The organism is Kitasatospora sp. NPDC018058 (genome assembly GCF_044327205.1).
Lineage (GTDB): Bacteria > Actinomycetota > Actinomycetes > Streptomycetales > Streptomycetaceae > Kitasatospora.
The window spans coordinates 1-9,439 of sequence record NZ_JBIRFA010000097.1; the positions used below are offsets into that span (position 1 = coordinate 1).

At 69.3% G+C, this 9,439-nt stretch carries 13 protein-coding genes and 1 pseudogene; 5 read left to right on the forward strand and 9 right to left on the reverse strand.

Annotated features, from left to right (window positions below):
- Positions 1-72: 72 nt before the first annotated feature.
- The 3 genes from ACH4E7_RS44570 to ACH4E7_RS44580 form a co-directional block, all read right to left on the reverse strand.
- A complete protein-coding gene (locus ACH4E7_RS44570; protein WP_396254951.1) occupies positions 73-321 on the reverse strand; it encodes a hypothetical protein in 249 nt (82 codons plus the stop codon).
- A 105-nt stretch (positions 322-426) separates the two neighbouring features.
- Positions 427-654 (reverse strand): hypothetical protein, encoded by a 228-nt coding sequence (locus tag ACH4E7_RS44575; RefSeq protein ID WP_396254952.1) that lies wholly within the window; start codon positions 652-654, stop codon positions 427-429.
- A 247-nt stretch (positions 655-901) separates the two neighbouring features.
- A complete protein-coding gene (locus ACH4E7_RS44580) occupies positions 902-1,519 on the reverse strand; it encodes a TetR/AcrR family transcriptional regulator (RefSeq protein ID WP_396254953.1) in 618 nt (205 codons plus the stop codon).
- Between the two features lie 140 nt (positions 1,520-1,659).
- Here ACH4E7_RS44580 and ACH4E7_RS44585 point away from each other — a divergent pair, with 140 nt between their 5' ends.
- Positions 1,660-3,105 (forward strand): amidase, encoded by a 1,446-nt coding sequence (locus ACH4E7_RS44585; protein WP_396254954.1) that lies wholly within the window; start codon positions 1,660-1,662, stop codon positions 3,103-3,105.
- A 218-nt stretch (positions 3,106-3,323) separates the two neighbouring features.
- Here ACH4E7_RS44585 and ACH4E7_RS44590 read toward each other — a convergent pair whose 3' ends face one another.
- The 4 genes and pseudogenes from ACH4E7_RS44590 to ACH4E7_RS44605 form a co-directional block, all read right to left on the reverse strand.
- Positions 3,324-3,485, reverse strand: coding sequence for a hypothetical protein (locus ACH4E7_RS44590; RefSeq protein WP_396254955.1), 162 nt, complete (start codon positions 3,483-3,485; stop codon positions 3,324-3,326).
- Complete coding sequence (locus ACH4E7_RS44595; protein ID WP_396254956.1) at positions 3,446-3,982, reverse strand: hypothetical protein; 537 nt, start codon at positions 3,980-3,982, stop codon at positions 3,446-3,448. Before ACH4E7_RS44595 ends, ACH4E7_RS44590 begins: the two co-directional genes overlap by 40 nt.
- A 1-nt stretch (position 3,983) precedes the next feature.
- Positions 3,984-4,166: pseudogene (locus ACH4E7_RS44600) on the reverse strand (IS5/IS1182 family transposase); the annotation flags it as partial.
- A gap of 354 nt (positions 4,167-4,520) precedes the next feature.
- Positions 4,521-4,811, reverse strand: a complete 291-nt coding sequence (locus ACH4E7_RS44605; protein WP_396254957.1) for a hypothetical protein — start codon at positions 4,809-4,811, stop codon at positions 4,521-4,523.
- A 482-nt stretch (positions 4,812-5,293) separates the two neighbouring features.
- On the opposite strand from ACH4E7_RS44605, the gene ACH4E7_RS44610 reads away from it, so the two are divergent.
- Both ACH4E7_RS44610 and ACH4E7_RS44615 read left to right on the forward strand, forming a co-directional pair.
- Positions 5,294-6,064 carry a hypothetical protein gene (locus ACH4E7_RS44610; RefSeq protein WP_396254958.1) on the forward strand — a complete coding sequence of 257 codons (771 nt, stop codon included), beginning with the start codon at positions 5,294-5,296 and terminating at the stop codon, positions 6,062-6,064.
- 124 nt (positions 6,065-6,188) lie between these two features.
- Positions 6,189-6,704: a hypothetical protein gene (locus ACH4E7_RS44615; RefSeq protein ID WP_396254959.1), complete on the forward strand. Its 516-nt coding sequence runs from the start codon at positions 6,189-6,191 to the stop codon at positions 6,702-6,704.
- Here the strand turns inward: ACH4E7_RS44615 and ACH4E7_RS44620 are convergent.
- A complete protein-coding gene (locus ACH4E7_RS44620; protein ID WP_396254960.1) occupies positions 6,697-6,951 on the reverse strand; it encodes a hypothetical protein in 255 nt (84 codons plus the stop codon). The genes ACH4E7_RS44615 and ACH4E7_RS44620 overlap by 8 nt on opposite strands.
- A gap of 347 nt (positions 6,952-7,298) precedes the next feature.
- Here ACH4E7_RS44620 and ACH4E7_RS44625 point away from each other — a divergent pair, with 347 nt between their 5' ends.
- Entirely contained in the window at positions 7,299-7,955 is a 657-nt protein-coding gene (locus tag ACH4E7_RS44625; RefSeq protein ID WP_396254961.1) for a hypothetical protein, read from the forward strand.
- A 475-nt stretch (positions 7,956-8,430) separates the two neighbouring features.
- Entirely contained in the window at positions 8,431-8,559 is a 129-nt protein-coding gene (locus ACH4E7_RS44630) for a hypothetical protein (protein ID WP_396254962.1), read from the forward strand.
- Between the two features lie 388 nt (positions 8,560-8,947).
- Here ACH4E7_RS44630 and ACH4E7_RS44635 read toward each other — a convergent pair.
- Positions 8,948-9,439 (reverse strand): IS5 family transposase (locus ACH4E7_RS44635; protein WP_396254963.1); only part of this gene is annotated, 492 nt, incomplete at its 5' end.

The window sequence follows — 9,439 nt, forward strand, 5'->3', positions numbered from 1 at the left end:
CAGAAGGTCTGGATCAACCAGCCCAAGCCGGAGACAGTGCCCGCACAACAGTCCATATAGTGTCAAACCGTCTCATTTGACTTGACAACTTCCGGCTCGGGGGCCGTAGCGGGTGAACAAGCCGCGCAGGAGCTCGCGGCGGCGGATCGCGAGCTCCTCCAGGCGGGCCGGGTAGGCCGCGTAGCCGGCCTCGCCTGCGGGCAGCGTCGCGACGATCACCGAACGGAGCGCCTTGTAGAGGTCGACGCTGCGGTTCTCCGGCGTCCCGGCGGTTGCCCGCCGGTGGATCCGGGAGGCCGCGGCCAGTACGGGGTCCGTCACGGTGACCAGGTTCCACATCCCTGGCCCTGTGGCGACGTAGACCTCGTCCGGGTAGCCGTCCTCGCCGCCTCCGCAGACCGGGCAGTACCGGATGTCGCTGGGAGCCTACACATCCGATCCGTGGTGGGTGCGTGCGACGACGATGTCGACAGCGGCGTCGGCAGCCTCGCAGCGCAGCTCGGTGCACAGGCCGAGGATAGTCTCCGGGGAGCGGGGGGCATCCCAGGCGGTGGCGAGCTCACGCCAGGGGGCGACCAGCCACTGGTTGTCGGTCAGGTCTTCGAGAAGGCCGCCGAAGGTCTCGCTCGCGGCAACGCGGACGGGGTCCGGCACCTGAGCAGGTACCGGACCCCGTCCGATGGTGGAGCGCCAGGCCCGGGTTGCACGGACTCTTCCTACTGAAAGTAGGACGTGCTCTGGTAGCACCGCTGACGCCTGACGAGGAATCATTCTCCCTCGCGACAAAAGGAATACTAGCAGCTCAGGACCTGTGCGCTGAACCGCGCTCGGGGTCCCTGCGGCTGCCCGCCCTAACGGACAGCCATGGCGTACGGCCGGGGCCGCCCTGCGGCGCGACCCCTCACCGGGCGACCCTGGGGGCCGGGTGCCGGTCCAGGAGGGCACCGACGATCCCCATGAGCCGCTCGCCCGCGTGCTCGACGCTCCCGTTCTGGGCGCTCACCTGGGCTCCTTCGAGGACGAAGGTGAGCTCTGCGGCCGCCTCGTCCGGGTCGGGCAGTCCGGCCCGGGTGCACAGGTCGGTGAGGCGGCGCAGCTGGCCAGCCTTGTGGGCTTCGATCAGCCGGCGCGCCGGGTGGGTACGGTCGGGCAGTTCCGCCACGGAGTTGATGAACGGGCACCCCCGGTGGGAGATCCCGGGAAGATCGTCGGCGATGAAGCGGGCGATCCCGAGGATCTGCGCCCGGGGCTCGCCGGGGTGTTCGTCCGCCAGCCGGTCGAAGGCGGCGGTGTAATCGGCGGCCAGGATGCGCAGCCATTCCTCGACCAGTGCATCCTTGGTCGCGAAGTGGCGGTAGAGCGCCATCTTGGTGGTCCCGGCCCGGTCGGCGATCGCCTGCACGCCCACGGCCTTGATCCCCTCGCGGGCGAAGAGCTCCTCCGCCGCGTCGAGGATCCGCTCCCGGGGCGGCAGTGTGGCCACCCTGCTCTGCCTGCCGGCCCTGTCCGTGTTCGTCATGCGGCCCCTCGTCGGTCTGGCGGGGCGTCGCGCCGCCTGACATCGATGCTACGGTACCGAGCAGTCCCGCACGATACCGTTCGGTCTCACAAGATACCGATCAGTCTCGTGCAGCCGGTACCAATCCCTGGACGGACGCGATGAAGCTCTCCGAGTACGTGACCTACGACGGCGTCGGCCTGGCCGACCTGGTGGCCCGCGGCCACGTGACCGCCGCCGAACTCGCCTCGACCGCCCGCTTGGCGTCCGAGGCCGTGAATCCGCGGATCAACGCCGTCGTCGAGACCTGGCCCGCACAGGACACGCCGGCTCCAGGCAGCACGCCACTGGCGGGGGTGCCGTTCCTGATCAAGGACCTCGCCATCGCGATGGCCGGCCGGCGCACGGAGCTGGGCAGCCGCCTCGCCGCCGGAAACGTCGCCGACGCCGACTCCTCGCTCATGGCGCGCTTCCGTCGCGCCGGGCTGGTGACCCTCGGCCGCACGGCGACTCCGGAGTTCGCCTACAGCACCACCACCGAAGGCCTCCTGTACGGCGCCACCCGCAACCCGTGGGACCCGACCCGCAGCCCCGGCGGCTCCAGCGGCGGCTCGGGATCGGCCGTCGCCGCAGGCATCGTCCCGATCGCGCACGCCACCGACGCGGCGGGCTCCATCCGTGTCCCCGCCGCCGCCAACGGTCTGTTCGGGCTGAAGCCGACCCGCGGCCGGATACCGATGGGCCCCGACGCGGACGAGGTCTTCAACGGGCTCGCCGTCCACGGCGCCCTCAGCCGCTCGGTCCGCGACAGCGCCGCGCTGCTGGACCTCGTCCACGGCCCCGAGGCCGGTGACCCGTACGTCGCCCCGTTGCCCGAGCGACCCTACGCGCAGGAGGTCACCCGCGCCCCCGGTTCCCTGCGGATCGGCCTCCTCACCCGGCCGTGGGGCGGGCGGGCCGTCGACGGCACCGTCGACGACGCCACCCTCCGCTCCGCACGGCTCGCCGAGTCGCTGGGTCACCGGGTGGAGGAGGTCCACCTCGACCTCGGCATCGGCTGGGACGAGTTCGTCCTGGCCAACGCCCGCCTGTGGAGCACCAACCTGGTGACGTGGATCGACGACTTCGCTGCGGCCTTCGGGCGGCCCGTCGACTCCACCACCGTCGAACCCGAGATCCTCGCCAGCTACGCCTACGGACAGCAGGTCAGCGGCGCCGAGTTCGTCCGCGCGCTCGCGATGCGCAACAGCGTCAGCCGCGCGATCGGCCGGTACTTCACCGATTGCGACTTGCTGCTCACCCCGACCCTGCCCGAACTGCCAGTCCCGCTGGGCACATATGCCGAGGGCGCGCAAGGCGCCGACGGTCTCGGCTGGCTGAAGCAGCTCTTCCACCGCTCGCCCTTCACCGCCGTGTTCAACATCGCGGGCACCCCCGCCATGTCCGTCCCCCTGGAGACCGACCCCGCCACCGGACTACCCATCGGCATCCAGTTCGCCGCAGGATACGGACGTGAGGATCTCCTCTTCCGCCTCGCCGGACAGCTGGAGCGAGCCGCGCCCTGGGCGCAGCGGACCCCCGCCGTGTGGGCGGGCCGCCCTGCCTGACGCACGCCGGGTCCGGACCACGCAAGCCCTGGTCCTCGACCAGGACCAGGGCTATGCCTTCTGTACCTCCTACCAGCGCTCACCATCGCCTGGGCAACCGCTGGTATGCGGGGGCCTGGTACGGCCCGCATGAATCCGCTGGTCAGCACTGGCGGCTTAGAGATTCGAGCCCACCATCGAGACACTCCGCCCCTGACGCTGAGACAACCGGCAGTCGGTCAGCGGGCGAGAGTCACGGTCAGCGTCTCGTCCGGGCTGCCGGCCGCGAGCTGTTCCATCGCTTCCCGTTCCCGGGCATCGACGGACAGGCCCCAGCGGGTCTCCACCGCCGTCCAGTCCGTCAGGTAGGTGCAGAGGTAGGACTCAGCGGCGGCAGCCATTCGATCGGCGACTCCACCAGGGCCGGCTGCTGCTCGCCTTCCCCGGCCTCGCCTTCCCCGGCCTCGGCGGCCTCGCCCTCGGCGGCCTTGGCGGCGGTGGTGTGCGCGGTGCCCTGAGCCCGCTTGCCGCGCAGCTCGGTGATCCGGCCGACCACCCGGGCGTCGTGCGCGGCCAGAGCGCGCAGGACCCGCCAGATCGTGCGGAAGGAGTTGGCCTCGATCTCGACGTCGGCCTCGGCCTTCACGGCTTCGCCGGCGCCGTGGACCTCGGCCGGGTGGGCGGTGGCGGTGTCGTCGCCGACCTCCGGGGTCGGGAGGTAGACCGGGATGATGACCCAGGACACCTTGCCCTCGCGGTAGGACTGGCGCAGCGCCCGCCCCACCGCCTGAACGATGTGGATCACGCTCGACTTCGGGTCCGCGAAGCAGATCGCGTCGACGGCCCGGACGTCGATCCCCTCGGACAGGGCTGCGGGCGGTGCCGATTTAGAAGTCATCTCATTTGGAGAGTCTGCGGTAGTAGATGACGGCTGCGGCGATGCTGGCGAATGCCGCGAAGTGGTCGGCCTTGCGTTCGTAGCGGCGGTGGAGTCGGCGGAAGCCGTTCAGCCGGGCCACGGTCCTCTCGATCACCCGCGGACGATTCACCCGTCCCGGAGCCATGCGGTGACCGCGGTCAGCGCGGCCGGCGGGGTGGGCGATCTGAAGGCAAAGGTGTGGTCGAGGGGTTGTTCGGGGCTCACCGACACGGTCGAGATCGCCGAGATCGTGCTGGTGAACCCCGAAGGCCTGTTAGAACCAGGGCCCCTGATAACGCATCCAATCCGGGATTTCGTCCCACCCGTCCCCGAGGGCCGCGGTCTGGAACACCAGCGTGCCGCCGGCCTTTGCGAGCCCCGGACGCGAGGAGCATTCGACACGTCGCCGGTGCGACGTGGATTCGGGTGCGGGGGCGGTGTGCTGGCTGTGAAGACTCATCTGCCGCCTACCCTTCAATTCTTTTACACGCTCCTGCGAAACGACGCGCACGGAACCTCATGAGTCATTTCCGTCGCTTTGTCGCTCGAGTGGAACGCGATTGACGCTGAGTGAATTGCGGTGCGGGAAATGCGGGAGCCGCACGACCTGCACGCTCACGCCCTTTGGAAGGTCCTGGAGCACACCTTGAACCGAGCCCGGGAGCTCCCCATTCCAGCGCAAGACGATGCGGTTGAACCCCGGGTCGACCTCGACTTCGGAAAATCCCGGGATCCGATCCCGGTTCTGCTCCCCTTGCCCTCCGGTGATACGGTCGACGACCTTGTCCAGGACCTCCTGCTTCTTCATGAGCTCGACGACCTCCGGCTTGGTGGTTCTTGGCAGCGCGGCTGCACTGGTACCGCCGGCGGGCAACTTCTCCTTAGGTGCGTGGCCCGGCTGAGCCGACGGTGCGGCAGGGGCGCCATCCCTCGATATGGCGATAGCCGGAGCAATCGCGGACACCGACGCCAGCAGGGCAGCGACTAGAATTATCCACTTCCGACCGGAGCTGCTTTTCAAACCATTCGATTCCCCCAAATTGAATGCAATCAGAACCTTCGTGGGCGACGCTGCACAACACGGCAGTTCAGAGCCGGCGCCTAGCGCGCCGCAGATAAAAGCCTCAAAATCACCCTTGCGAGACCTTTCCGGGCGAAATCGTCAGGGCTTTGCCATTTCTCGGCAATCAAATTCGCCATCTTTGAGTGATTTGCCCATGACGCTTCCCTCCTCGCTTGACTTCGCACACGCCGTGCCGCAAGCATGGCCATGACCGCCGGGGAGGGCCCGTGACGCAAAGTACCGTCCGTCAGGTGTCGAAGCGCGGACGACGGAATCGTTTGACCGCCGTGGCTGCCATAGCCATTCTCGGCGGCGGTTTCGCAATCAACGCATGGATGGACCGAGGCCCGGAAACCAAGGTCTACGAAGGCCCCGTGGCCGGCCAGCTGCTGCTGCTCAGCTCCGACGACCAGACCCTGACACTCAGCATCGGCTGGGGTTGTGAGAAGCAGCCCGAGCTCGTGGCGCGCGAGTCCGCCGGCGCGGTGAAGGTCTCCCTGCGGCACACGGTCCGTCCGAGGTTCTGCGACCTGGGCGGATACGGACAAATCACGACCCACCTGAAAAAACCGCTCGGCACCAGGACGCTGAACGACGCCACGGGCAAGCCCGCCGTCCACTTCGACGAACGCAACCTTCTCCGGCCCGCGTTCCTGCCGGAGAACTACTACCCCTACCCTGCAGGCAGGATGGTCCAGTTGCCCGGCCTGGCTGCGCTCCCGACCGACACCCCGACCTGGGCCAGCGGGTACCGGCTGGGAACGGAGCCTGAACAGGGGTCCCTGATCATCAGCCAGACTCTCCGGAACAGCACACCACCGGACGGCCGGGGCGCCAGCGTCAACGGCCACCCCGCAACCATCACGCAACCGGATCCTCATAACGGGCCCCGTTCACTGACATGGTCCGACGGGACCTATACCTTCGTCGTCACCACCGGCGGCCCCCCACGGCTCTCGGACGCGGAACTCATCCACGTCGCAGAGAGCCTCGGGTAGCTGCCACCACGACGAAGTCCGGTAGGGCCGTTGTGTGAGCCGGCCCCACCAGAGCCGAGACTGCACCTGGACCGGCCAGGACAGAGCGACCTCGTCGAGGCGAGTGATCCGTGCGACTTCCACGGTGCTGGCCTCCCCCGGGTCGAGGGCCAGCCTGGTCCGGCCGACCGTGCCGAAAGTCGGCTCCTTCGCGGCGCGGTCCAGGCGGAAGCGAAGGCTGCCCCAACCGGTCACCACGGTCAGCGAGCGGGAGAACGGCACCAACTGCATCAAGAACGACGCCTCTTCGGAGTACGACGGCCGGGTCGTCGAGGTCACCGAGAAGCGGCTCTCCGGCATCCCGGCGGACCGCCAGGCCGAATACGTCGAACACCTCCGGCCCCGGATCGAGGCTATGGGATTCCAGCGGGACGACTCCGGAGCCCTGCGAACCTCCGCCCACTTCACGAACCCGACCAACAAGTTCACCGGCTCCACGCCCTCACACGGTGGGCAGACCGTCAGGAGCAGGCCTGTGCAGGGGAGGTGCTGGCAGCCGGTCAGGGCTGCCAGCAGCCTTGCCAGAGGGGTGCTTCGGACTCAGTCGTCGGTCTTGGCGATGCCGATCGGGCAGGATCCGGCGGAAGGGTCACTCAGGTGAGCCCCGTGCCGCCGGTGTAGGTGAGCCCGCCCTCCCCCAGGGGCCGACGTCCGGCGCCCGCGGGGCGCGCCACCGAGGCCTGACCCGCCGGGACATGGCCGGCCGGGACATGGTCGGCCGGCCCGGAGAAGGGGGAGCGCTCCACCGGCAGCAGCCGCTCGCCGAGCGGCTGGTCGACCACCGCGTCGCGGTGGGAAAAGGGCTGGGCCAGCGGACGCCGGGCCGGACGGCCGGATCGATCACTCATGCTGAGAGTCTGTCATCCGGGCACCGGTACGCGGGCCCGGACCGCTGCCGGGCGGTCAGAACCCGGCGGTGTCCAGCATCAGATCGAACGGGCTCGGGCAGCCGGGTCAGGGAACGCCCGCAACATCCAGCCGGGCGTCTTGGCCCACTGCCGGGAGCCGGTCCGTGCCCGCCCCGCCGCTGTTCTTCACTCGAGGCAAGGGCGGGTCCTCCGGAACGACCCTACGCACACGGACAGGCTCTGCCACCACACCCCCAGCCATCGGACGGACGTCTCCGCACATCCAAGCGCCAGAACCGCCGCCCCGGCCAAGGGGTTGCCCTCTTCCCTCGCGATACGGTGCTGCCATGTCTCGATCAGTCGAAACCGGATCAGTCTTGTCTTCCGTCACCGCGGACGACGTCGACCTTGCCGTGCGGCTCGCGGTGGGCATCCTTCGGGACGCACCCCCGGACGGGTGGGGCCGTAAGGCCGGTTCGCTGGAGTGGGACTGCTGGGAGACCGTCGAGCACCTCGCCAACGACCTGTTGTACTACGCCGTGCAGCTGGGGCCGCAGAGCCCGCCGCTGGACACCCATGTGCCTTTCGCGTTGCGCCAGAAGAGGCCGGACGGACCCGCGTACTTCCTCTTCGCGGAGCGTGATGCGGGTCCGGCCGGCCTGGTGCAGGTGCTGGAGGCGTGCGGCGCGCTGCTGGTCGCCATGGTGCGTACGACGCCGCCCCGGGTCCGCGCCCACCACGCCGCCGGGGTGTCGGATCCTGAAGGCTTCGCGGCGATGGGGGTGGTAGAGACGCTGGTACACATGCACGATGCGGCGGAAGGCTTCGGGCTTGCCTGGACCCCGCCCTCCGCTCTCTGCTCTCGGGTGCTCGCCCGTCTGTTTCCGGAGGCTCCGGGCGGCGCGGATCCCTGGCTCACCCTGTTGTGGGCCACCGGCCGCGCCGAACTGCCGGGGCACCCTCGTCTCACCACGTGGCGCTGGCACAGCACACCGCGGTCATAGGAGGGGAGCGGCTTCAGCCGCGGCCAGGCTGATGATCGTGCCCCTACCGCGGCGAGAGCGCACCGGGCCACCCGTCCCAACCGGCAACCCGGCGAACCTATGCGGTCACGGCACTAGGCATGGGTCCGGCCGACGTTGATCTCGGCTGTCCTGTCGCGCTGAAGCTGGCGGATTCTCACTCGGTCTCAACCGTGTTGTCGGATTCTCACCGTTTCGCGTGCCAGGCAGGGTTGTCCCGTCGCACCCTTCGTTGTCGCTGTCTCACGTCTCGTTGTCGGACCTGTTGATGGACGACAACGAGACGTGAGACAGCCGGGCTGCTGTCCGCTCTCGCTGGGTCTGGCGGTGCCTCACTGGTTTCAGAAGCCGTTGTCGTACCGAACTTGATCGGCGTGTTTTCGCAGCTCAGGCATGATGTCGGCATGGGCGAGGCATGCTCGGGCCGTTGGGTTGTCTTGCTGGTGGAGGTGCCGGGATGGCGTCGGTCGTGGGTCTTCTTGAGGAACGGGAGCTGGCCGCGCGGGAGCGCGTGGAAGAGCTTCGGAATGTGGCCGACCGGGTGCTCGCCGAGCTCGCGAAAGCGGAGACGGCCTGGCACGAGTGACTGATCGCCAGGCAGCGCGTCAGCGAGGTCCTGTCCGTGCCGCGGCCTTCGGAGGCAGGTGAGGCCGGCTCTGGAGCCGGTGAGCCTTCCGTGTCGGAGCCCGCCACGAACGCGTCCGCCGAGGTTCCCGCGCCGAGGGCGGCTCGAGCGGGCTCGATCGTCCCGGTGTGGCGTCCCGCGCTGTCCGTGGACGTGCTCGCTCCGCACTACCAGCGCCTCCTCGCCACGCTCGCCGAGCAAGGGAGGGGACGGAACGCGGTGATGACGTGCCAGGAGATCGCTGTCGCACTCGGTTTGGAGCAGACCCCGGCCAGCGTGGAAGGGGTCCGGTCGAAGATGAAGCGGCTGGCGGACCGGGGTTGGGCCGTCGAGCCGTCCCCGGGCCGGTTCACGCTCGCCGCCGGGCCAGCCGCCGCGTCATGAGCATCGTCATCGACCACAGCACCATCTGCTCGTGGACTGCGGGCAGGGTCTCGTAGTCGCGCACCAGGCGCCGCGAGCGCATCAGCCAGCTCAGCGTGCGCTCGACCACCCAGCGCCTGGGCAGCACCACGAAGCCGGAGACATCGTCGGTCCGCTTGACGATCTCAAGGGTGAGTCGCAACTTCTCCATCGCCCAGATGACCAGGCGACCCGCGTAGCCGCCGTCGGCCCAGACCAAGACAACCTTCCGGTAGCGGGCCCGCACGCGCTCCAGCAGCGGCATCGCGGCGTCCCGGTCCGTCACGTCGGCCGCGGTGACCAGCACGGCCAGCAGCAGCCCGAGGCAGTCGACCACGATGTGACGCTTGCGCCCCGGCACCTTCTTGGCCCCGTCGTATCCGCGTGAGGCCGCGGGCACCGTGGCCGCCGCGCGCAGGGACTGCGCGTCGATCACTGC